Source organism: Breznakia sp. PFB1-19 (genome assembly GCF_029893935.1).
GTDB lineage: Bacteria > Bacillota_I > Bacilli_A > Erysipelotrichales > Erysipelotrichaceae > Breznakia > Breznakia blatticola.
Window position 1 is genome coordinate 170067 of sequence record NZ_JARXXJ010000001.1, and the last position, 22399, is coordinate 192465.

A 22399-nucleotide genomic window follows, 5' to 3' on the forward strand; every position below is an offset into this window, starting at 1 on the left:
ATATGAAACATACAACACCGATTGAACAATACGATGATATTATCGAAAATGAAGTCATTAGCCATATTGAACCAAATACGTACTATAAATCATGTACGATTGTTGATGAAGAGACATATACATATGATCAAGTGAAGTTTGAACGTTGTACTTTTACCTTACCAACTTTTGAAAAGATTGAAATGTTGGATACGATCTTTTTATACTGTGATTTATCAAACTGCAATTTTGAAGAAACCTTACTCCATCGTGTTGATTTCATTCACTGCAAATTGGTTGGTTCTTTATTTATTGAAGCGAATTTGGGATATGTACGTTTTAAAGATTCAATTCTTCGTTATGCTAATTTTGCATCAACAAAAATAAAACATGTCTTATTTGAATCATGTGAACTTGTAGAAGCTTCATTTCTACATACGAAACATAAGGAATTACAATTTGATCATTGTATGATTCAAAAGTTAGACTTGCGAGAAACCAAACTGGCAGGGATTGATATAAGTACTTGTGAATTTGAAAGTTTATTTCTAGATCTACAGCATAGTAAAGGCTTAAAAATACGTTTTGATCAAGCAGCAAGTATCGCGATTATGCTAGGTTTAGAGATTGCGTAAACCAAGTAAATATAGCGAATTATAAAAAAAAGAAAAAAATTTAAAAAAGTTGCATAAAAAGACTTGCATAGATAGAAAAACTTTGTTATTATTAACTTCGTTAGCGGTAAACAATTCGCAAACGAAGAAAATATGGTCCTGTGGTGTAGTGGTTAACATGCCTCCCTGTCACGGAGGAGATCGTGGGTTCGAGTCCCATCAGGACCGCCATATTACTTATTAAACTTGGATATGTTCCAAGTTTTTTTTGTGCTTTAGTAAAAGCTAGTTGAATTCATAATAGGGAGACTTGTGTATGAAAAAAGTGTTGTGTTTATGTGTTTGCATCTGTATATATCTAAGTGGTTGTCAGTCTCAACAAGAATCGAAAGCAAAGGATAACTCAAATCAAATGGAATGCGAGCCATGTGAAAATGTGGAAAGTCTCATTCCTGCAAGTATGAAGCCAGGTACGATCATTGAATTTCAGGATGAACGCTCATTTCTTATCAAAGAAGGAGGATATCCAGAACTTGTACGCAATGAGAAGATTACGGGGTTACCAAAACCATACAAAGGAATGATAGTGACGTATGCAGACGATGGTTATATATTAAATATCAAAGATGCTAGTGACGAAGATATTGCTAAATAAATTTATAAATAGAATAATGGTGACTTCAAAAGTTAGTTATTGTATAGACCAAGCAAGACAAATAATCATACATAAACCTGCATTATCATCTTATACGCTTATAATATATGGTGCATGTAATACCTAAAAAACTAGTCAAGATTGACTAGTTAGTTGTTTAGATTGATATGTACTAAGATATAAGTTTAATTGAAACGGTGTATACGGAACTGTACAGATTGTGGTATGCGAGGTCCCTTTTTAATAGCAATAGTGGTGTACTATTCGCTTGCATGAACACACACCATAAACTCTAGTGCTTTTTACTCGTTTTAATCTTCTCAAGTTATATAAACACTGTGTTATATCGTGTTGAGATTAGTCAGCGATAAACAGAATTACTGCTAATATTTTTATTATCTGTCATGATCATTACTCTTAATATCACTAACTTTTATTGCGATATATAATAATAACATTAATTGTATTACGTCATAAATAAGTCTATACATGTATTGTTTTCTCCTTTCAAGTCAGTAGTCTGAATCTAGTAGTTCTTTCTTTATGTATTACAGTTATCGATATGGTTATTATAGTTGAAGCTACTATTGATGTAAAGTTGTTGATATTAGACAATGTGTATGTATGGTACACATATTATTAATAGTTGAGTTAAAGGAATAAACAGAATACTTAACTTATTCTAAAATGAAAAGAAAGCTAAAGTCTGATAATAAATGTAAAATTAAAAGAAATGAATCTTTATCAAACTATCGAGTTATAAATTTTCAAAAGCTTTTTACGACAGTTGTAGTTTAGCTTTATTACTTTTTAATAAATAGTAATATCGATAAAATAAAACACTTAGTTTACGTGACAAATATCTTTACATACTTAAATGCTTTTCCTATAATTATTTTAGAGGATGAATCACATGAAAAATTCAAAAGAAATAATTAACACCGCAATAAGTAATACTCATTTTGTATTGTCGAAAAACAAAGATACTCGTAATATATCGAAATATATGAAATATCTTTTCCTTTTCTATTTTATCGCATCTACAATTATATATATATACCAATCAATTATGCGCATAAATGGACTTTATCAGAGTGAACTATATTATTCGATATATCGAATAATGCTGATATCATTTTATATAGTAATTCCATGCTTATATTATTATCTTGTTAAGCGAAATAAAATGAATTTATCTGATAAAAATTTCTTGCACTCATTTATGATAATACCGATTTTATTGTCATTTAATAGTCTTGTTTTTATACTTATATACTATTTTGATTCAATTATAATGTATTATATGCATTTAATGATACCGTTGGAAGTAATTATTATGATAGCTGCTTTTCTGCTTATATATAACTTTACGAAAAGAAAAACTTTTTTACTACCGATTATTTTTTTGTTAATCTATTTTGCATGTGTTGTTTATGTAAGGATAACTATGGAGACAGCGGTTGAATTGACAGATTATTTTCTTTTTATAGTTAAAATGAACGATTGTTTTGTTTGGTTTGCAGATTTTAATATAATTCCGATTATTTCTTTATTGTATTGCTGGTTATTATTGAGAAGTGCTAAAGATGTCGACTAAACTTCTTCAAACGTCAAAGGTATTCGAATCAAATATTCGTTTGCAAATGATCGCAAGCCTTTCAGTATCTGATTTAACATATCGCGAATTAAAAGATATTTGTGAATGCTCAGATGGTAATATGACGACGCATACAAAAAAGTTAGTCGAAAATGATTATATATCTGTCAAAAAAGAGTTTATTAACAATAAGCCGCAAACTACATATTCGTTAACAAAAAAGGGAAGACGTGAATTCTTAGAGTATGTAAATATACTAAATAGTCTTACTACAGGAAGTAAATAATGAAGATTTCAATATTAGTTTACTTAACGAGTTTATTTTTGAATTTATAAAGAATGTTTTGGGTAATTTTCATGCTAACTGTACAGAATTAATACAAAGAGAAAATAGTACAACTATAAATGTTGTTGGAACTACTCATTCTATATTTGAGATATTGCAGTAAGTAAAACGTATATTGTGAACTTTGATTCATAAATAGTGAATTATTATTGTACTAAAATTGAAACCATATAATTCTGTTTGGAGTTATATGGTTTTTTTATGCTTTTTATAAAATTACTTTGAATATCGTTGTTTTGATTAAGTGTTGACATTTGTATTTGTTTGACCTATTATATTTATAGAACTATTAAATAAAGAGTACACGTTATTAAACGAAGCAGGAGGTGTAGAAAGTTTTACTAATGTTGAGAGATAAACTATAGAAATAAATTGAATTGCTTAGTGGATTTGATTGATTAAACACTTAAAAAAGGGGGATTTAAAAAAATTTATTAATTTTAAGTTCAGTCGTAACGTTCTCTATTATTCTGTGTTGAATAATGTTGAGAGAGAAGATGCTAAGCAGGATGTAATAAAAATGGAAGATTTTACTGAAAGTGTCGAAGAAACAACTAGGATTGAAATTTCTAATGAAAGATTCTTGAACATTCGTGGATACCGATAGTGGTGTAGTCATAACTTTGAGTGATAATAGAGCTAAGTCATTTGTAGAATATAGTAGTTTAACGAAAGAAAACGAGGGGTTAATAAATGAGAACTCTTCTAAAACAACGAAAGGGCAATAAAGAACAATTATTGATTATATAAGTAAAGTTTTGAGTGTAGAAAAATATGTTTGTAATAAAATAGGACAAACACTATTAAGTACTATGATATTTAACAAAAAGATAAACAACAAATGTTTAAAGTAGAATGTAGGTTGTACACCCATCGTCTATGTTATATCAATGCAATTCATTTTCTAATATGTTTTGGGAAACGACCGTTGTTCCAACATAGAATCGATGTAATATAAAATGAAATAACACTTTTCAATAAATGGTTGAAAAATACATAACGAATATTGGAGGAGAGATGAAAAAAAATCAAAAAACAAAGAAAACAATCATGCTTATTATCTTAACTGCGATTTTAGCAGGATGTTCTAACAATCTGTCATTTGTAGATGGAAAAACTAATTATAAAACTGAAATATGTAAGATGCAGGAAGCAGGTATTATTAGCACTTATAAGATAAGCTCACTCGATTATGAAACGATAGTAGATGAAATTGAAGTTAAACTTGTTTTTCATCCAGACTATTTCATTGGTGATAAAAAGGAATTGAATGAAGATGATCGCAAAGAAATTGAGAAAACATTCAGTGATGAAATGGGATTGGATGAATCTGAGCTTACTGTTGACTTTGTTAATGAAGGGGTCAGAGTGGTCTTTATTGCTAAAGATAATGTCTTAGATGAACTAATACTTGATGATACGAATGATTCGAAAATTATGAATGACATTATTAAGCAATTAGTAATTAAAGGCTATACATGTGAAGCTGATAGTAAATAAACTGAATGATGTTGAGATAAAATAACTAGAATTTCTGTTATTATGAAATTCTTTAAATTACTGAGAGAGCAGTTTAAATTGTGAACATATTATCTTCACAGTTAAAAACAATGGGAAGGTGAAAAAAGTTAATGATTTAGGTTTTGTATGATATTTTCATTGATAGTAATGGAAAATTTTGTAATCTTTGGAAATACAACAGTACAAACGCTTTGCTGAATTGTTTGAATTTTCACCTAGAGTTGGAGAGTTTTTCAAAAAAGTTATGAGAGGTTAAGATGAAAATTAAAAAAGGAGTCTTTATTTTTGCTTTACTGATATCATGTGTAGTGTTGATGATATGTAAGTCTGATGACGATCATGTATCTTTATTTCTTGAAAGTGGATTCGAAATAAGTGCAAATAGATGGGCAGGAAATGATGTGATAACTGTAAATCTTGAAAATAAAGAATATAAATTTAATAATGAGACAAAATTAAAAGATTTGAATATAGTTTTTTTGGTCAATTCTAAAAGTAATGCAGTTATTACATTAGGTAAAGTTCAACAACAATCAAAAGAATGTATTGTATACACAAATGGCGAAGAGAACTACACTGAAAGTCAAATGTGCAGAAAAGAATTTGATGATTTACTTGCTGACATCGGGATTAGTAACAAAGATTTTGAAACAATGATTATTGATATTGCAAAAAATATAAACAAAAAGAATTAAAAATGAAAAAGATCAAAAAAGGATAGATTATATGATATCATGTACTACTTTGTGTGGATTATATAATCTATCTTTTGCTTTTTCTTGAATATTATATTGAAAATCAATTAACTTCTAACTTTTATATTGTCAGTATTTATTTGTGGGGTAAAACATTCGCATGTTGTCAATAATAGATATTTTTTTGCCAGAATACATGGTACACTTTTTTTGAAAAGTTTTGTCATTTTTTGTCTATAAGTTCGTTATATAAGTGAAGGGGAAACGTATGGAGAATCGTTGGCTAGAAATTTTGTATCATACATATCATCAACGTCTATATCTTTTTGCGTTGTCACTGGCAAAAGATGAAGCATCTGCTGAAGATTTGGTATCTGAAACATTTATCAAATTAGGTATGACTAATTTGAAAAGTGAAAAAGAAATTGAAGCATGGTTATTTCGAGTATTAAAAAATCAGTTTATTGATACATATCGAAAGAATCATCGCTTATTAGATGAAGGTCAATATCAAGTAGAGTGGTTGGTAGATCCTTATGATGCAACAAAGAAATATATTAAAGATGAACAAAAACGGTGGCTGTATCGTAAAATCTACACACTATCAGATAAAGAAAGAAATGTTATGTTGTTAAGTTTGGTAACGCAATTGGACGATGCAGAAATTGCACAGTTGCTTAAAATATCACTTGATCATATTCGCAGTATACGATATCGAGTGAAACAAAAACTAATCGCTTATGCAAAAGAGGAGGAAATGTTATGAACGAAGATAAAAAAATTGATGATTTATTATCAATGGACACTAAAGATATTGATCAAAAAACATTCAAGAAAATCAAACATGGTATGAATATGAATTTTGTTAAGCGAATGCTTGTATATACACTAATTGTGGCACTTGTATTAACTGGGGCGTATTTTGGTATAAACAAGCTTAAAGAACTTACAAGTTACAATCCAGTAAATGAGAAGATTGAAGGATATTATAATGTATTTGGTGATGAGGAAGATTCAATAGATCGTCAGGACTTCCAAATGCTTGTTTCAGCATATATTTCAGTAGCAAATCCTGGAGTTGTCTATGTTCCGCTTTTCGGGGATGGTAGCTACACAAACTTAGGTTCTGGTAACTATGAGTATTATGGAAGGTATATCTCATATCTAGATCGAATCAATTATGGTGAATCTGAGGATGTAATTGAAGTAAGTAATCGTCGCATTCAGTTACATACGATGTTTCATGTGTATCAGTTTTATGCAAAGGATAAGCAAATAACGGATGAAGACGATTATCTTCAACTTAGTGAAAATGAAATAGCTAAACAACATGAAGCTCTAAAAAAAGATATTGATAATTTACCTGAGTCTGCACAAGTCGACATATCTATATCTTTTGATACGTTGATGAGTTTTGATCAATTTGCTACATACAAACAGGAAATCTTAGCTGATGTGGATATACAATACATTGCGACAAATATACGCGATATTAATACGTTAGGATTCTCACCACTATACTTCCCGCAAGTGTGTTCAACATCATATCCAGGATTATGCGGAGATGTAGTTTATACTGAAGAAGGACTAAAAGAAGTTTATGCAAGTTCTTTAAAATTACTGAAAGATCATAGTGAATTTCTTCAACGAGCAGTAAATTATCCATATGTAATCGATGTGATCAATGACGAAGTTGAAAAACTAAAGAATGATGAAACAAAGATATATGGAATACGTTTAGTTGTGGATAAGCAAACTGCATTGAAACTATTGCAGGATGAAAACACATACTATATGCAGGTCTTCGATGCAAAGTTCTCACCATTACAAAAATAGGAGCAGTCTAGTGACTGCTTTTTGTATAAATATGCAATTCGATATTTGATATGTTATGATGAATATATGAAGAAAGTCTTAAAAACGCTTAGTGATATAATAAGTGTACTAACATTGATATACGCTGTGTATGTTTTGTTAACCAACGATCGAAGTGAGTTCGCCTTTGCTATCGCCATTCTTTTTGCCGACGCAATGTATCTTTTTGCTAGTTATAAAATCTATCAAGAAAAGAAAAAACAAAAAGATGAATGATGTGCAATTTTGTTCAATGAATAAGTAACGACAAATACGATGGACTCATGTACAATGATAGTAATGAATATCACAGAGTTATTAAAAAAACATACACTGTATTATCGTAGCTTCGTATCACGAAGTATTTTCTTTGCGTTATCTGAGCAAAAACAATATTTATCGTACGCGGAAGTATATGCTTTAGCATTTCATGCAAGTGAGTTCATTCTCACAATATCTCCACAGCAAATTTATGCGATTCTCAATTACAAACAAGCATTTAATCAAATGTTAGAACTTGCAAGTAGTAAGAAAGATATAGATGAACATGATGTGCTAGAACTTGTACAACTTCTTTACAAGGATGCAAATATTGAAGTAACATATAGGAATACACAAGCAAAATTGGCGTTTAAGGAAGTGTTGGATACATTTCATCATTCTAAAGTTCGTGTTATCAAACGACAGTATAAGCAAGTTGCTTCATTATACCTAGTAATGAGGACAATTGAACCTTTTACACAAGGAAATACATGTGTATGTGCATTATTGCTGAATTATATGTTATTGAAATGGCAACTGACACCTCATGTGTTTTTAAAAGATGATGCATCTTATGTTACATCGTGTATCAACAAACCAAATGCATCAGGTTTTGCGACGTATTTACAAGAAACAGCAATACAAGAAAGACAAATTATTGATAAGTGTATAATAAGGGAGTAGTATGGCAAAAACATTATATTTTATGCGACATGGACAAACGTTGTTCAATGTCTTACATCTTAAACAAGGGTGGAGTGATTCTCCACTAACTACATTAGGAAAAAACCAAGCAATCATTGCAGGAAGATATTTTAAGGAGCATGATATTGTATTTGATCACGCTTACTCGTCAACTTCAGAACGAGCAAGTGATACATTGGAACTTGTTAGTAAGCAAGCATACCAACGTGTGCGTGGATTAAAGGAATGGAATTTTGGTCGTTTAGAAGGATCTAATGATGTGGTTGACCCAAAACCGCCGTATGGTGATTTCTTTGTGCAATATGGTGGAGAAGACGAAATGGAGTTTCGTAAACGTTTGATGGATACTGTCACGAACATTATGGATCAAGAGGATCATCAACAGGTGTTAATGGTTTCTCATGGTGCAGCGTGTGCACAACTCTATCGTGCAAATGAAGCATATGCAAAAACAAAAATTACGTATCCAATTCCAAATTGTGCAATCTTACGCTTTACATATGAAGATGGAAAACTCATGTTTGAAGAAATGATTTCTCATGACTTTCGCGAACTTGATGTGTAACTTGACAGATTTGATATACTAAAATAAAAAAGTAGAGAGTTTCCGTTTTGTGGAAAATTTCTCTACTTTTTTGCTTCTTTTTATAGTGTTATATTACCATATTTTCGTCTTTTTTTCAAGGCTTGTCATGTGTCGTAATGAGGCGTATAAAGAGTACACGGAGGTCATTTATGAGACAAAACAATATCCCAAACACAACTGATTTTAGTCTTCAATTACATGATGTGAATTATGAAATTGCACAAGCTGGACATCAATTATCAAATGAAGATATTAACAAATTGATCATTTGTCAGAAACAAAGTTATACCCAATTTGGCTTGATCGATATTCATACGAATATTATTTTTACCATTGCTAGTAAACTTGCATATTCACCATTTATTCGACAAGATGATTTTGTGGATGCAATTGCATCTTTTATGAATGCGTATTATGCCATACGTAAATATGTACGAGCTCGTTTATATGATGATGAGCTAGTTGCTTTGATGTATCTACAATACTTGCATAATCATGGTCAATTAGATAGTGAATGTATCTATCAAATTATCCAAACTGCGAGGTCTTCAAAATGAATGAACTAATACATGCACAATATCAAGAATATTCATTTACGGATATGGTTCATAAACTACAAAAAGAAGGGAAAATAGATGAGGTGCAAGTACAAGCAATTGAAAGTGAACTAGTAAAGATTGCACATCATTTGGTATTGCAATATAACCATAAAAGAAGTTCCACTATATCATTGCATACCTATAAGCAAATTCATCGTAGTATTTTGTATGCACTTGATCATGTACATACATATAAAGACAACCCGAGTTTACTACAAGCAAATCATATAGAAAGCTTCTATCAACAGGGCTTTCAGTATATAGAAAAGCAACTTGAATCTTTAAAGCACCAAGCATTGCGTTTAGAAAAACAAGCACTACACGTGGAAAATGAGCGCTATCAAGATGTCTTGCATCATCAATTCTTTGATTTTATTAAGGATTATCATCCCGCATATAAAGCAACACTTTGTAAGCAAGATTTTGATTATCCATTATTAGATGGGCTTGCTTTGGATCATCAAATGTATGGTTTGGTTGGTCTTGATTTAGCACAAGAATATGCCAATCGTTTTGATTTGGAACAACAGTTTTGTCATTTGTATGAAAATCAGTTAGAAACACTTGTACGATGGTATGAATTGCAAAAGGGGATTAGTGTACATGTACTAGGGTTGAATGTTATGGAACTACTACTTCGACAACAACTATTTGCCTGTTTACTTCCAAATCCAAAGAAATTATTACTCACTAAAGTAGAATTAGAATTTTTAGCGCAGAAAATTACAAATGCAAATACATTTGCCAATCTAGCATACAAGCGATTGCAAAATATTATTAATCCTGAAATGTACACATATTCTTTGCGCTTTAAAGAACGATTTATCCAAGAATTACAAATTGCTATTAACCATCAAAGTTTTGCTTCATTTATTATTTATGAAATGGAAGATTGTAGTAAAGTACAATTTCAAGTACACCATGCGATGGACAATGATTCATTTTTGGATATAGTTGAACAGATTGAACAAGAATCTTGTACAGAAGCTAGAGTTCAACAATTATTGTCATCTAAGGCATCCATTCATGATGTTTTGGATATTCTTGATATGTCGATTTTCAATCAAGAAGAATATGAAATCTATTTTTGTAAGTTGGATAGTTTAACGCTTGCTTTATTGTTTCGTTATATCTATCCTGAGGAGTTTTTATTTCAACAGACACCCACATTAGATACAGATACACTTACTCGCTTAGAAAGTGCTAGAGAGTGGTATACGGTATTAAAAAAGCACCTAGGTACACTAGATGCTTGGCAAAGACAAGAGATTGAACAAATCTTTCAATCATTGAAATAGGGAACGATTTTCTCGTAGTCAATGAAGTGATCAAACTTATGAACTGTTTTTTCTTGTGAAGAATAGAGTTCAAGTAATTCCACTTTTGCTTGATGTTGTGCTTTCGTGAGTTGTTTTGCATATGGTGGATTTTGCTCTTTCTTGAAATAGGAAAAACAATAGAGTTTTTCTTTTATGTTTTGTTGTTGGGTAATATTTTTTACTATATTACTTGTCATGATGTGATGTTGATGCCCATATTCACCTTGTGGATTATGAGTAACAATTTTTTTCCAGTCATATATTTTTGTATAGAAAGAAAGTGTCTTTCTGATGCTTTCTTTTTCGTAATACCAATCACTTCGCCGATTGTTTACTTTATCTGGATAGGAAAGAATGATTCCATTATTGTTTGTCTTCTTTAGCATTTGCATAAACTCCGCTCTACGTGTAGGATTGTCTCCATTCGTAATGCATAAAATAAAATAGGGATGTGAGCGTATTTCTTCACCAGCAAAAAGCGATTCATCATCAGGATGTGCAACAATCATCAAACTTGTATGTTCTGTTTGTTGGATTGTAGGAGTTTTAAAAAGTAAAATACTAAGACAAAGTAGAATTTTCGCAAAACTCATAAATCACTTTCCTTGATAATGTAGATTGGACGTTTCTTGTTTTCTAAGTAATCCTTTGATACGTATTGACCAAGTATAGATACGAAAATCATTTGTAGACTACTTAAAAAGACAAGCAGTGTAAGTAGATAAAATGATGAGGGAATCACTTGGCTTAAACATAAACGAATGATAATGCTCATTCCTAGAATGGTTGATATTGCTAGTAAGATAGTTCCAACAATTCCCGCAAACAATAATGGTTTCGTAGAAAAAGATACAATTCCTTCAAAGGCATAGGAGAATAAACTTTTTAAACTCCACTTCGTTTGTCCAGCAACGCGTTCTACATTATGAAATTCGATCCACTTTGTATCAAAACCAACAAATGAGAAGATTCCTTTCATATATCGGTTGTATTCCTTCATTTGTAAAATCGCATCAACCATTACGCGTCGCATCATTCGAAAATCACCAGAACCATCACTCATATCCATTTTTGTTAGGCGACTAATGACTTTGTAAAATTGTTTACTTAGAAAGCTGCGTAAGCCTCCTTCACCTGTACGGTCCATACGTTTACCAGCTGCACAATCATAGTTCTCATATTTTAAGACTTGATACATTTCTTTTAGTAAGGTAGGAGGATGTTGTAAATCTGCATCCATAATGACACAATACTCACCCGTTGCTTTTTGCAATCCTGCAAACATTGCGGATTCTTTTCCAAAGTTTCGTGAGAATGAAATATAGTGACAGTTTGTATCTTGTAAAGCAAGTAACTTTAGTTCATGAATACTTTGATCTGTACTACCATCATTCACAAAAATAAACTCATAATTCACACCTTCAATTTTTTGAAGTTCTGCTTTTGTTGTTGTGTAGAATAATGGTATGGATTCTTCCTCGTTATAACAAGGAACGATGATACTAATGGTTTCCATAATTCTGTTCTCCTTTTCTAAAAATTTTACTTTTACATATGCCATAGTTTGCGATAACTGTAATAACACTCACAAACAGTTTTGCAGGTATACTAGCAATACCGATAAGTTGAATACAAACATACAGTAGTCCATTTTCAATCAGTAAAGTTAAAGCACGTAATGACACGAAATTGAGTAATTGTTGTATAAGTGGTTCATTTGATTGAAATACCCATAAACGATTGGTATAAAATGCAACTAGTACAGCTACTAGCCAAGCAATTGTATTTGCAATTAAATATTGAACTCCTACGTATGTCAAAATGAAGTAAACGATGTAGTTTACAAGTGTGGTGAAACCACCATTGAAAATATATTTAATGAGTTGTTTGTCGATGTTGAACATAGGTTCTCCTTTCCCATACACCTTTTAAGCAAAGTATGATAAACATACATCCACTGATTAAAAACCCTAAAGGCTTTCCTGGAGGTGTATAGATTACTTTGACTGTGTGACTTCCTTTGCTTAGTTTTGTTCCAACAAAGGTTGTATTCACAGTTTCAATGGCTTGTTTTTTACCATCTACATAAAGTTGGAAGCCATCTTGCATCGGCAAGGAGGTGGCAAACATGCCATCTTCTTGCATTGTGATAGTTCCTTCTAAAACTGCATCACTTTCAATTTGTGTAAATGTATCAAGATGTAATTGATCTATAGAGACATCTTCTAATTGGTGTAGCTGAATATTGGTGAGTTTATAGTTACCTTCAGAAAAGGTAAGGTGTAGTTTTTTTAATTCTTTTGCATCACTAAGCGTGTAAGTGAAATGCGTATTGTGATTTGGATAAGCAGCATGTAAACTTGATAATTTATTGCGCACACCTTGGATATCAATATACATATCCTGTTTGGCTAGATTTGAGATATCTTCGACATCAAATTCAATCACCAAAATTCCTTTGATATCTTGTTTGAGTGTAAGGTCTACACTTGCTTTTCTCTTTGCTTGTACAAAAAGTGTATCGTTTTTCATTTCAAGTTGTAACGATGTACTCTGTTTTGTAAAGGTTGGTTGAAATGCTACAGATTGTACTTTATTTTCATACGCTTGATTTGATGTATTATCTGTAATTAGATATGACTGCAGAGCTTGTAGTTTTTCAACAGCTGATAGTTTTTCAAAGACATCGGTATGCAGTAGTTTACTTGTACCATATGCAATAGGACGAACCTCTTTGTTTTCAAGAATTTTATAATCCTTGGTTTCTGCATACACTTCATAACCGATAGGTACGTATTTCTTTGTCGTATACAAGTATCGAATGCCCATTAGTTTGGCAAAAACTGGATTATGTTGATATGAAGTAATTACACGGTTTTTACTTGGAATGGCTTGCATCATCACATCATAGAAGAATGTATTATATGCACTATTGTTGATGCTTGTATACATACTTGTGCGTTTGAGTTTTGGTGAAGCTGTATTTACACTGGTAGAGACAAATCGTAAATCTTCAAAGCGATAGTTTTCTAAATCCAACGCATGAATATCAGAATTATTTTTCAGTGATGTAAGTTTTTGATAGTTTGCTTTCTTTTCATAGGTTTCATACTGATTGTTTACTTGGCAAGTAATGATAGCAGCCAATAAAGCAGCATTAGCAAATAGTGCCTGCTTTTGATAATAGATACATAGCAGTATACTTATTGTCAATAATGCATCCATTGCAACCAAAGTAGGTGACTTACTTGCAACTATTACAAGGATAATAAATAGAACATCATAAGCTTTCCATGATATTTCATGTTTACTAATTTGTTGAATTACTAAACCAGTGACAAGTAAAACAAGTGGAATAAATGGAATGAATGCTTTAGGTCGTACATATAATGCAAAATTCAAAATGTAACTACATATTGGAATACTAAAGAGTATTAATAAGACTATTGCTAGAATGCGTAGTTGTTTTGAACGTAGTGCTAAAAACAAACTGAATAATGAAATGAAAGTTAATCCCATTCCGTATTTGTCATACAGGATGGTAGAAAAACTTAAATCGATAGGTGCAATAGATGCGACTACTGCATCAGAGCGACTATTTGTCAGAATTGCAAGTCCAGTAGGTAATAAATAGAAACTGCATAAAAGATATGCAAATCCAATATACAAGCCAAGAATGAAAAGCTGTTTGATTGGCTTATCGTGATTTAGATATAATTTGTATATTGCAAGCACTACTGCACAACTTAAACTAAAGAAAAAACTGTGTAAAATGATGCAAGTAAATAGTAAAACCAACCAAAGTTGTGATTTCTCTTTTTTGATCACAAGCATAGATAGCAATAAGAATGGTAGATAATTCACAAATAAGATCTGTCGATGTATTTGAAAACTATAGGAAGATAGTGCAAATAAAAGTACCATAATACATGCAATGCTATCTGTGAGTTGATGCTCTTTTAATAACTTATAGAATAAACATAAGCTAATTGCATACATGCATATCATGTATGTAGAAATAATGGTATACATGTCTACATTAGGTAAAAGTAAAGATATCAGTATATCTAAACGAAACAGTCCATAGTAAGCAAAGTTATAAATATTTTGTCCTGCGCCTAAACTCTCCATAAAGTTTGGAAAGAATCCTTGTTGGTACACAGCTTGACGAATCGCTTTTGCGATTTGAATGTGTTGATTTACATAATCGGTTGTTGAACCAAAAAGTGTTGAAGCATCATGTAATACGATTGGTATACATACACCAATTGTAAAGATACATATATAAATAAATAATTGTCGTTTCTTCATAAGTAACCTCGTAGTTAGTATGCCAAAAACTTCTTAAGAATCAGCGAAAGAAAATCTTAAGAATTCTTAATTATTCATGAAAAAGACAAAAGATAACTATCTTTGTGTATAATAAACATATGAAAAAGACGAGAATATTAGTTGCTGATGACCATCAAGAAATCCGTGAAGTGATTCGTGTCCTTTTATCTAGTGAAGGATATGAAATCATCGAGACCAAAGATGGACAAGAGGCAATAGATATGTGTGATGAACATATTGATCTTATTATTTTGGATATTATGATGCCCAATTTGAATGGCTATCAAGCATGTCAAATCATACGTGAAAAAAGTAAAGCACCAATTTTGTTTTTGAGTGCCAAAGGAGCAGAGAGTGATAAAACACTCGGTTTTTCTAGTGGAGCAGATGATTATTTAACTAAACCATTCTCATATAATGAATTAACTGCACGTGTAAAAGCCTTGCTAAGACGGTATTATGTCTATCAAGGAAAAGAAGCACCTGTAAAAGAACGTGAAATACTGGATTTTGGTAGATTACGCATTGATGAAAAACAACAAAAAGTGTATTTGGATGATGTAGATTGTGAATGTACAGATATTGAGTATCAAATATTACATGTTCTAGCAACAAACCCAAATCAAATCTTTTCGGTTAGACATTTGTTTGAAAGCGTATGGAATGAAACCTATTATCAAAGTGCTAATAATACTGTAATGGTACATATACGAAATCTACGTAAAAAACTACATGACGATCCACAACAACCAAACTATATAAAAACAGTATGGGGAAAGGGGTATACATTTGATGCAATCAAGTAATTTACGGAAGTGTATTCGTGTACTGATTTGTTTGATTCTTAGTGCTTCTTGTTTCTTTTTTCTTTATGCGTTTCGCTATGATGCTTTGCGTATTAGCAACCAGTTTACTGAACAGAGAATCACCATAAGTGAGAAGCGAATCAATGCTTTACAAAAGAAAATTAAACATATGGATATCCAAAGCTATGATGATCAAGAGAAAATTCAAAAATATCTAAACGATGATTTTCCTGATTATGCTGTGCAGCTAATCGGAATTGATTTTGAAGTTTTCTTGTTGAGTGAAATTTGGCCAAATGAATCACAGTTGTTTCAAGTAGGATATGAAAGAGATTATACTTTGAATGTTGGAGAACAAGAACTTACTTTGGTCAGTTGGCCAAAGTTCAATAAAATGTTTGCATCCTATGCAATGCTTGCAATGATTGTCAGTTTGATGATAGGAATTGTCTTTTACATTCTATTATCCTTAAACTATCGAAATGGTTGGATTCGACGACTTGCTAATCGAATTTGCAGATGGAAAGTATTTCAACGTCTATCCATTCAATTGGTGGCGGTGAATATTTTAGCAATCAGCCTTGGACTTGGTTTCTATACTTTAGCAAATCAAAATAAATATTCTTTTTTTGAGTTTCTTTTTAATCACGCATATAACTCAATGATTGATATTGATGAACAAAAAATTAACGATACATTTCAACATGTTTACATTAATGAATTAGAGTATAAAGATATCACAAGTTTGATGAAAAAAGTGGTACCTGACAATTCGGGAATCGATATCTTTGATGAAGATTATTCTCATATCGCAAGCTATAATCGTTTCGATGAATTTGAAATGTACGAACAAAATGTAGTAGTGATATCTACACCGATTGTCCGATCCTTTCATGTTCCAAGTGCTGATCAAATATTAACGATAACGATTTATTATTATCCATTGCTTCCGTTTGTATATCCTTTTCAAATACTTATCGTACTGACTGCAATACTGATATATATGATAATCTTACTAAATTTCATGCAATATAAAGTTATGCAAATACGTAAAATACAAGAGGATATTGGAGTTTTAGCTAGCGGTAACTTATATCACGAAGTGTCAAGTGATGGAACGGATGAGGTTGCTCAGTTAGCGCATAATGTGAATTTAATGCGTCTATCATTCATTGAGACTTTAGAAAATGAAGAAAAACTGCAACAATCCAACCGAGATTTGATTACTTCTATTTCACATGATTTGCGGACGCCTCTTACTTCTTTACTTGGATATTTAGAAATTATCAAATATCAAAAAGATCCAAACAAAAATGCGGAATATTTAGACAAATCATTAACAAAGGTGGAGCAAATTCGCACTTTATCAGATGAAATGTTCTCATATTTCTTGGTATATGGAAAACAAAAGGATGTAGAACTTTTGCCAACTGCAATTGGTGAATTCATTGACTATCTTAATGAGAGTTGTATATTACTTGAACATGATGGATATACGGTTTATAAGCAAGTGCAGTATGATACGTCACTTATCATTGATATGAATGTGTTGTTATTGAAACGTGCGCTTGATAATGTTTTTAGCAATATCCAAAAGTATGCAGATAAAAGCGAACCTGTACTCATCTTAGTTGAAGTAAAAAAAGGTTATATTCATTTGGTATTTGAAAACAAGGTTGCTAAAAAACACCATGTAGAAAGTAATCAGATTGGTGTGAAGAGTATCGAGCGAGTGATTGATATTCATAAAGGATGTATGGAGGTTAAGCAAAGTACGTCTACATATACCATTCGATTGCAATTGCCAATTCATCAATTATTGGAAGTGGAGGACGTATGAATTTAGAGAAAAACTTTATTCCCACACAAATAGAACTTGTTGAATTGTACAAGTTAGTTGGATGGGAATTCTATATGGAAAAGGTAAAAAATATACAGCAGTGTTATGAAAAGGCACTTTGTGTATACACGATTCGAGATGACAAAAAACTTATTGCTGCTATTCGTGTTGTGGGTGATGGCATCTCAATTATTTACATTCAAGATTTACTGGTTCATCCTGACTATCAAAGACAGGGACTAGCAACAAAACTACTAAAATTAGTACAGCAAGATTATGAAGATTGTTATCAAAAAGTACTCATCAGTGAAAATGATGAAATGCATCGAAACTTCTATAAGAAACTTGGTTTTCATTTTCTAGATGAAGCATCATGCATGGGATATATACAATTGAATCAAGATATTGAACACTAGGGCAATTGCCCTTTTTTTTGTATTGGTTTAGATAAAGTAAACAGGGGTGAGCATTATAGTTTGTGTATTAAGTGGATGATGTTACATTTAGAATGGAGATGGGAGATGAGGAAAATGAAATTCTTAATGCGCAAACAAATACATAAGAAATTACGATTGTTACTTGTAATGATGGTGGGTGTAAGTATGTTAACAGGTTTTGCATATACAACACCAAAGCTGCAAACACAAGAAAAACAGAATGTTTTGGGTGTCACAACCAATGTTGCAACCTATGATGAACTAAAAGCAGCAATTGATGCAGGTGCCCAAAGTATCGCAATTACAAGCAATGATATGTTTAAACATCCGATGAAGGATACACTGGTGATTAATCACAAAGTGGTAATTACAAATGCGTCGAATCTAAATATTACTTTGAAAGTAAGTGAAGGAAAAAGACACTTCTCGGTAACAAAAAATGGAGATTTATCCATTGTTGATACTAGTGGTCATACAATAACGTTAACTGGCCAAGCAAATGAAGCAAGTCCAAGTTCGTACAGTGGAGGAATTTATGTAGGTGGTGGAAAACTTACATTATCCAATGTAATATTTAATCAAACAGTTGCAAAATTTGGTGGTGCAATTGAAGCGTATGATAATGCACAAATAGCGCTTGATGCTGTTACATTTAATTTAACAAAAGCGACAACAGCATCAGCTGCAGGTGGTCATGGTTCGGTGATGTATTATGATAATAGTAAATCGAACCAAGAACTACTTGCAGGAACATATAATGTGCACATTACAAATAGCAAAGTGAATACACCCGCAGCAACATTTAATGGAGCATTCTTTTTTAAGGATGTCACGGTGGCTATAGATACACTTCAAGTTTCAAGGGTCGCAACAAGTGGTAATGGTGGTGCATTTTATATTGATAACTCGAATTTAGATCGAACCAATGCAGGTGTACCACAAATTGATGCAAAGAATCTGACAATTACAAGTAGTAGTTCTTCTTTATCCGGTGGAGATTTTCATATTCTAAATGCGTCTGTGTCTATTGATAATTTAAAAACGACGGATGCACATGCAAGTGGATCAGGTGGTTCGATTTATGCCAAAGGTGCAGATGTTTTTGTGCAAAATTCAACCTTTATCGATAACAAGAGTACACACATGGCACCAGCACTTGGTTTTAAAGGTGGAGCAATGATGATTGTGGATTCCAACTTTTATATTCAAGATTCCAAATTAGAAAGTGAATTGACATCACGCGATTTGTCAGCAAATACGGAAAATGCTACCTATGGTGGTGGAATTTATATCACAGGTGCAACGGTGTTTGAAGCAAGTAATGTATCCGTTGATGGTGGACAAGCAGAGTTTGGCGGAGCAATGTATATTGATAGTGCGACATCTATACGTATTAGTGGAGCCAGTTCATTTACCAATAACCATGCAACTACAGAGTATAGTTCAAATACGAGTGCAGGAGATGGAGGAGCGATTTACATCAATCCAGAAATCGAAGAAAATGGTGCACTTGTAAATATGTATGAACGAATGCATATTGATGCAGATACAATATTTCAAGGAAATAGCGCAGATGTACTTTTTATTCCAAATAACGCAATTGAAAAATATGATGCATATATACCAATGAAAGTACAAGGTGTATCTCCCGATTTACATAGTGCAGAGCCAGACTACCAACAAAGTCCATTAAACAGTTATGATATTAACTTTGATGAAAAAGCACAAGAACCAACGACAGGTACGATTATCGTGAAATATCATGGGCAAAACCCAACCTTCTTTGAAGCAACAAAATCACAAGTGTTTGTGTATAATTTGGCGGATGGACTACCAACGATCCCTCTAAAAAACAATGAGGAAATTGGATTTACATTTACTTATAGTACGTTTGTAAAATACGTACTTCGAGTCAATAATGATATTACCCAACAAGGTATCGATATTACGGATGATGATATGCATGGATTTGATTTAAAACAATTGCCGCAAGGAGTTATCCTACAAGATATTGGTAACAACACCAAGGTGTTGCATATTGATGCAATTTGGGAAAATGACCCAGTTGTAGATACACACACGGTAACCGTAGCTGAAATTACAAATAGTACAACACCTGCATTAGTAGACAAAGCGTATACCGTTCAAGTGTATATTCAAGATGATGAAGGACATCCACTTACAGGATATGTAACACTTAGTGATGGAACAAATGTGCTAGCCGATGCAAATGGTATGATCAGTTTCCAATTGGGAAGTAAAGATGCACCGATTACAATTGTTGATATACCTGAAGGCTATAAAGTAAAAGTCGCAGAAGTGCTTTTAGAAGGTTATGATGTTAGCTATACCGTAAATGATGGTAGTGGTGAACATGCATATGATGCTTCTTTTTATCCGGTGACAAGTGATCTTGTTATTCACATCACAAATACAGTAGAACGTGACACGAATGAACCGACACCACCAAAACCAGTAGATCCATTAGAACCAACACCACCAAGTGACGGAACACAAACACCTGAAGTACCAAAAGGTAGTGATACAAGTCCAGATGATGGAGATGGACCAATTACTGGTATGAAGGCAAATGATCCAATATATCTAGTAATCCTTATTTTGAGTGGTGCAGGTTTGTTTGGTATGTATAAGCTTATTAGAGAAGGTAGAAAACACAATTCATAGAATCATATAAAGGAAGTCGATACAAACGATTTCCTTTTTTACTAGCAAGAAATTATGTATTGGTATAGAATAGATTTACAGATATACCAATTTAATTTATTCATGATATAATCAAAGAAAAAGGAGATACTTATGCGTAATGATGATGTACATATCGTAAAAGAATTAGATAAGTTTTCTTCTGTCACACATGCGATTCTTGCACAAGGATTGACCTTTACTTATAAAATTTTGATTTGTGAGGTGCAAGAAGCCAATCGTCGAATTAGTAAACAACTCGGATTGAGTTTGGCTTCCAAAGTGTTTTGTTTGAAGAAAGTTCGTATTGTTGAAGGAAAACCGCGTTCGATTGAAACCACTTATGTGGATTATCGAAAGGTACCTGGGATTGAAACGGCAGATTTTTCTAATCAATCATTTTACGATAAAATCAAACAAGACTATGGATTGGAATCAACAAAAAGTGAAGAAGAAATTTTTATCGTTGATGCAAATGCTTCAGAGAAAGAACTACTGGAATTAGCAGAAGATGAAACAGAAGTGTTAATGATCAAAGGAAAAGCGTATACAGAAGATGATGTTGCACCACTGGAATGTTTTGAATTGATTGCACTACCAAGTTTTTATCACTTTCGGAGTGTGAGTGCATATGAATAAACCAACGACATTATACGAACAACTTGCAGATAACATCAAAACGAAAATCGTAGATGGAGAACTTGCAATTGGCGATCGTTTACCAAGTGAAAGAGCAATGTCAGAACAGTATGGAATCAATCGAATGACCGTACGAAAAGCAATTAAATTACTAGAAGATGAAGGCATTTTATCTGCTGAAGTAGGTAGAGGAACCTTTGTAAGTGGCATGCCAGTAGTCAGTCGAAAAGTAGAACTAGGAGATAATGAACTCATAAGCTTAACTCGACAAATCCGTCAAAAGGGACTAGATCCATCTAGAGAAATCATTTCTTTTCAAAAAGTAAAGAATGAAGATGCATTATATGACTTCTTTCCAGACAGTGAAAATGTCTATGAACTTGTGCGTTTATCTTTGATTAATGGAAAACCATATGCCTTACAAAAAGCATACTTTCCATGTAACTTATTTAGTGATGCAGAACGTTTTGATTTCTTAGACGAATCACTATATGACTATATGGAAGAACAAGGACATCGTCCTACACAACTTGTATCCTATTTAAAAATCGCAAAGATACCAGATATGTATGTATCGCTGTTTCATGAAGAAAAACCACGAAATGTATTCTTATTTGACTACTTTGGTTTTGATAAAGATCATCGCTTAATCGAGTATACCATTTCCTATCATTTGCCTGAATATACATCATTTCGGTATGTTACAAGAAAAGCAAAAAACAATGAAACACGTTAGCCAGTTAGAGAAATCTAGCTGGTTTTTTTATGGTTTGCGTTAAAAATCACAAAATATTCACATTTTTACTTGTCATAGAATAAAAAAGGTGGTATATATAAATTATCAAAGGTATATAGGGTATACCAATATATACCAATTTGTGAACACAGTGTTTCATGTTATGTACGAGGAG

The 22399-nt window shown here is 32.2% G+C and carries 22 protein-coding genes and 1 tRNA gene; 19 read left to right on the forward strand and 4 right to left on the reverse strand.

Translation table 11 applies throughout. The features are described 5' to 3' along the window. Positions 1–2: 2 nt before the first annotated feature. From M2098_RS00675 to M2098_RS00735, 13 genes are all read left to right on the forward strand, one after another. Entirely contained in the window at positions 3–614 is a 612-nt protein-coding gene (locus M2098_RS00675) for a pentapeptide repeat-containing protein (protein ID WP_280680842.1), read from the forward strand. Between the two features lie 134 nt (positions 615–748). Then, positions 749–824 (forward strand) — tRNA-Asp (locus M2098_RS00680). Between the two features lie 85 nt (positions 825–909). Further along, complete coding sequence (locus M2098_RS00685) at positions 910–1248, forward strand: hypothetical protein (protein WP_280680840.1); 339 nt, start codon at positions 910–912, stop codon at positions 1246–1248. Positions 1249–2834: 1586 nt separating this feature from the next. Beyond that, complete coding sequence (locus M2098_RS00690) at positions 2835–3131, forward strand: transcriptional regulator (RefSeq protein WP_280680838.1); 297 nt, start codon at positions 2835–2837, stop codon at positions 3129–3131. Between the two features lie 1077 nt (positions 3132–4208). Beyond that, positions 4209–4691: a hypothetical protein gene (locus M2098_RS00695; protein WP_280680836.1), complete on the forward strand. Its 483-nt coding sequence runs from the start codon at positions 4209–4211 to the stop codon at positions 4689–4691. Positions 4692–4969: 278 nt separating this feature from the next. Beyond that, positions 4970–5407, forward strand: coding sequence for a hypothetical protein (locus M2098_RS00700; RefSeq protein ID WP_280680834.1), 438 nt, complete (start codon positions 4970–4972; stop codon positions 5405–5407). A gap of 268 nt (positions 5408–5675) precedes the next feature. After that, the gene (locus M2098_RS00705; RefSeq protein WP_280680832.1) at positions 5676–6173 is read left to right on the forward strand and encodes an RNA polymerase sigma factor; all 498 of its coding nucleotides are present in this window, start codon (positions 5676–5678) and stop codon (positions 6171–6173) included. Continuing rightward, positions 6170–7243 carry a hypothetical protein gene (locus tag M2098_RS00710; RefSeq protein WP_280680831.1) on the forward strand — a complete coding sequence of 358 codons (1074 nt, stop codon included), beginning with the start codon at positions 6170–6172 and terminating at the stop codon, positions 7241–7243. Before M2098_RS00705 ends, M2098_RS00710 begins: the two co-directional genes overlap by 4 nt. Before the next feature lie 66 nt (positions 7244–7309). Next, positions 7310–7498, forward strand: a complete 189-nt coding sequence (locus tag M2098_RS00715) for a hypothetical protein (protein WP_134167427.1) — start codon at positions 7310–7312, stop codon at positions 7496–7498. A 54-nt stretch (positions 7499–7552) separates the two neighbouring features. Then, complete coding sequence (locus tag M2098_RS00720) at positions 7553–8206, forward strand: hypothetical protein (RefSeq protein WP_280680830.1); 654 nt, start codon at positions 7553–7555, stop codon at positions 8204–8206. Between the two features lies 1 nt (position 8207). After that, entirely contained in the window at positions 8208–8792 is a 585-nt protein-coding gene (locus tag M2098_RS00725) for a histidine phosphatase family protein (RefSeq protein WP_280680827.1), read from the forward strand. 170 nt (positions 8793–8962) lie between these two features. Next, positions 8963–9370 (forward strand): DUF6323 family protein, encoded by a 408-nt coding sequence (locus M2098_RS00730; RefSeq protein WP_280680825.1) that lies wholly within the window; start codon positions 8963–8965, stop codon positions 9368–9370. After that, on the forward strand, positions 9367–10710 hold the full coding sequence (locus tag M2098_RS00735; protein WP_280680824.1) for a DUF6179 domain-containing protein: 1344 nt from the start codon (positions 9367–9369) through the stop codon (positions 10708–10710). The genes M2098_RS00730 and M2098_RS00735 overlap by 4 nt, the downstream gene beginning before the upstream one ends. Here M2098_RS00735 and M2098_RS00740 read toward each other — a convergent pair. From M2098_RS00740 to M2098_RS00755, 4 genes are read right to left on the reverse strand one after another with little or no spacing between them, the layout of a single operon-like run. Next, positions 10695–11324, reverse strand: a complete 630-nt coding sequence (locus M2098_RS00740; protein WP_280680822.1) for a PIG-L family deacetylase — start codon at positions 11322–11324, stop codon at positions 10695–10697. The two genes, M2098_RS00735 and M2098_RS00740, sit on opposite strands and share 16 nt — an antisense overlap. Beyond that, positions 11321–12247, reverse strand: a complete 927-nt coding sequence (locus M2098_RS00745) for a glycosyltransferase family 2 protein (protein ID WP_280680820.1) — start codon at positions 12245–12247, stop codon at positions 11321–11323. Before M2098_RS00745 ends, M2098_RS00740 begins: the two co-directional genes overlap by 4 nt. Next, complete coding sequence (locus M2098_RS00750) at positions 12234–12635, reverse strand: GtrA family protein (RefSeq protein WP_280680818.1); 402 nt, start codon at positions 12633–12635, stop codon at positions 12234–12236. Before M2098_RS00750 ends, M2098_RS00745 begins: the two co-directional genes overlap by 14 nt. Next, entirely contained in the window at positions 12607–15042 is a 2436-nt protein-coding gene (locus tag M2098_RS00755; protein WP_280680816.1) for a YfhO family protein, read from the reverse strand. Before M2098_RS00755 ends, M2098_RS00750 begins: the two co-directional genes overlap by 29 nt. Positions 15043–15161: 119 nt before the next feature. Here M2098_RS00755 and M2098_RS00760 point away from each other — a divergent pair, with 119 nt between their 5' ends. The 6 genes from M2098_RS00760 (at position 15162) to M2098_RS00785 (ending at position 22224) form a co-directional block, all read left to right on the forward strand. Continuing rightward, the gene (locus tag M2098_RS00760; RefSeq protein ID WP_134167416.1) at positions 15162–15869 is read left to right on the forward strand and encodes a response regulator transcription factor; all 708 of its coding nucleotides are present in this window, start codon (positions 15162–15164) and stop codon (positions 15867–15869) included. Continuing rightward, positions 15856–17709: a HAMP domain-containing sensor histidine kinase gene (locus tag M2098_RS00765; RefSeq protein WP_280680813.1), complete on the forward strand. Its 1854-nt coding sequence runs from the start codon at positions 15856–15858 to the stop codon at positions 17707–17709. The genes M2098_RS00760 and M2098_RS00765 overlap by 14 nt, the downstream gene beginning before the upstream one ends. After that, the gene (locus M2098_RS00770; RefSeq protein WP_280680811.1) at positions 17706–18125 is read left to right on the forward strand and encodes a GNAT family N-acetyltransferase; all 420 of its coding nucleotides are present in this window, start codon (positions 17706–17708) and stop codon (positions 18123–18125) included. Before M2098_RS00765 ends, M2098_RS00770 begins: the two co-directional genes overlap by 4 nt. 114 nt (positions 18126–18239) lie before the next feature. After that, the gene (locus M2098_RS00775; RefSeq protein ID WP_280680809.1) at positions 18240–20831 is read left to right on the forward strand and encodes a hypothetical protein; all 2592 of its coding nucleotides are present in this window, start codon (positions 18240–18242) and stop codon (positions 20829–20831) included. A gap of 132 nt (positions 20832–20963) precedes the next feature. Next, complete coding sequence (locus tag M2098_RS00780; protein ID WP_134167410.1) at positions 20964–21488, forward strand: UTRA domain-containing protein; 525 nt, start codon at positions 20964–20966, stop codon at positions 21486–21488. Next, complete coding sequence (locus tag M2098_RS00785) at positions 21481–22224, forward strand: GntR family transcriptional regulator (RefSeq protein ID WP_134167408.1); 744 nt, start codon at positions 21481–21483, stop codon at positions 22222–22224. The genes M2098_RS00780 and M2098_RS00785 overlap by 8 nt, the downstream gene beginning before the upstream one ends. Positions 22225–22399: the final 175 nt, after the last annotated feature.

Coding starts and splice junctions, on each gene's coding strand:
- M2098_RS00785 (WP_134167408.1), top strand. CDS start 21,481: ATGAATAAACCAACGACATTATACGAACAACTTGCAGATAACATCAAA.
- M2098_RS00690 (WP_280680838.1), top strand. CDS start 2,835: ATGTCGACTAAACTTCTTCAAACGTCAAAGGTATTCGAATCAAATATT.
- M2098_RS00745 (WP_280680820.1), bottom strand. CDS start 12,247: ATGGAAACCATTAGTATCATCGTTCCTTGTTATAACGAGGAAGAATCC.
- M2098_RS00760 (WP_134167416.1), top strand. CDS start 15,162: ATGAAAAAGACGAGAATATTAGTTGCTGATGACCATCAAGAAATCCGT.
- M2098_RS00715 (WP_134167427.1), top strand. CDS start 7,310: ATGAAGAAAGTCTTAAAAACGCTTAGTGATATAATAAGTGTACTAACA.
- M2098_RS00780 (WP_134167410.1), top strand. CDS start 20,964: ATGCGTAATGATGATGTACATATCGTAAAAGAATTAGATAAGTTTTCT.
- M2098_RS00730 (WP_280680825.1), top strand. CDS start 8,963: ATGAGACAAAACAATATCCCAAACACAACTGATTTTAGTCTTCAATTA.
- M2098_RS00685 (WP_280680840.1), top strand. CDS start 910: ATGAAAAAAGTGTTGTGTTTATGTGTTTGCATCTGTATATATCTAAGT.
- M2098_RS00770 (WP_280680811.1), top strand. CDS start 17,706: ATGAATTTAGAGAAAAACTTTATTCCCACACAAATAGAACTTGTTGAA.
- M2098_RS00775 (WP_280680809.1), top strand. CDS start 18,240: ATGAAATTCTTAATGCGCAAACAAATACATAAGAAATTACGATTGTTA.
- M2098_RS00725 (WP_280680827.1), top strand. CDS start 8,208: ATGGCAAAAACATTATATTTTATGCGACATGGACAAACGTTGTTCAAT.
- M2098_RS00765 (WP_280680813.1), top strand. CDS start 15,856: ATGCAATCAAGTAATTTACGGAAGTGTATTCGTGTACTGATTTGTTTG.
- M2098_RS00675 (WP_280680842.1), top strand. CDS start 3: ATGAAACATACAACACCGATTGAACAATACGATGATATTATCGAAAAT.
- M2098_RS00720 (WP_280680830.1), top strand. CDS start 7,553: ATGATAGTAATGAATATCACAGAGTTATTAAAAAAACATACACTGTAT.
- M2098_RS00755 (WP_280680816.1), bottom strand. CDS start 15,042: ATGAAGAAACGACAATTATTTATTTATATATGTATCTTTACAATTGGT.
- M2098_RS00695 (WP_280680836.1), top strand. CDS start 4,209: ATGAAAAAAAATCAAAAAACAAAGAAAACAATCATGCTTATTATCTTA.
- M2098_RS00735 (WP_280680824.1), top strand. CDS start 9,367: ATGAATGAACTAATACATGCACAATATCAAGAATATTCATTTACGGAT.
- M2098_RS00705 (WP_280680832.1), top strand. CDS start 5,676: ATGGAGAATCGTTGGCTAGAAATTTTGTATCATACATATCATCAACGT.
- M2098_RS00710 (WP_280680831.1), top strand. CDS start 6,170: ATGAACGAAGATAAAAAAATTGATGATTTATTATCAATGGACACTAAA.
- M2098_RS00740 (WP_280680822.1), bottom strand. CDS start 11,324: ATGAGTTTTGCGAAAATTCTACTTTGTCTTAGTATTTTACTTTTTAAA.
- M2098_RS00750 (WP_280680818.1), bottom strand. CDS start 12,635: ATGTTCAACATCGACAAACAACTCATTAAATATATTTTCAATGGTGGT.
- M2098_RS00700 (WP_280680834.1), top strand. CDS start 4,970: ATGAAAATTAAAAAAGGAGTCTTTATTTTTGCTTTACTGATATCATGT.